The organism is Oleiphilus sp. HI0066 (assembly GCF_001635725.1).
Map to the genome: position 1 here is coordinate 1 of NZ_LWFH01000199.1, position 812 is coordinate 812.

At 48.8% G+C, this 812-nt stretch carries 1 protein-coding gene; it reads left to right on the forward strand.

Annotated features, from left to right (window positions below; genetic code table 11):
* Positions 1-14 precede the first annotated feature (14 nt).
* The coding region (ribD, locus tag A3738_RS03160) for a bifunctional diaminohydroxyphosphoribosylaminopyrimidine deaminase/5-amino-6-(5-phosphoribosylamino)uracil reductase RibD (protein ID WP_197473544.1) at positions 15-812 on the forward strand (798 nt) is incomplete at its 3' end.

Sequence of the window (812 nt, forward strand, 5' to 3'; positions counted from 1 at the left end):
TTGGTTGTGTCATAGTGCGCGATGGTCAGATTGTTGGAGAGGGCTTTCATGAACGAGCAGGTGAAGGCCATGCTGAGGTTAACGCATTAGCTCAAGCCGGAGAGTTGGCCAAAGGTGCTACGGCATATGTAACCCTAGAGCCTTGCAGTCATTACGGTAGAACTCCACCTTGTGCAAGAGCCTTAGTCGATGCGGGATTGGCACGCGTTATTAGTGCGATGCAAGATCCGAATCCCTTGGTTGCAGGTAAGGGCGTAAGCATATTGAGTGATGCTGGTATTCAGGTTGAACTAGGATTGCTCGAAGAGCAATCGAAGCAGCTAAATATTGGTTTTATTTCAAGAATGACGCGTAAGCGACCCTTTGTACGTCTAAAGATGGCAGCGAGTGTTGATGGGCGAACAGCAATGGCTTCTGGCGAAAGTCAGTGGATTACCGGTGCTGCTGCGAGAGAAGATGTACAAGCGTGGCGCGCAAAGTCTTCTGCTATTTTAACTGGCGTAGGAACCGTTCTATACGACAATGCCAAGTTAACGGTGCGAACTGATCATCTACTCGATAAACGAGGGTTTCAGCCGATGCGCGTGGTTCTTGATGCGCACGCACGTTTAACCGGGCAAGAAGCGGTTTTTGAGAACAATGCTGCGGTGCAGTATGTCGTATCGGAAGAGGCTAAGGTTTCTCCCGAAATTGTGGGTTCGCAACATGTCAATGTCGTACGTTTAGCATTGGACGCGAAAGGATATTTTGATTTATCTGCGCTTCTCCATGCTCTGGCCGAACAAGAAGTCAATGATCTTTTTGTGGAGGCT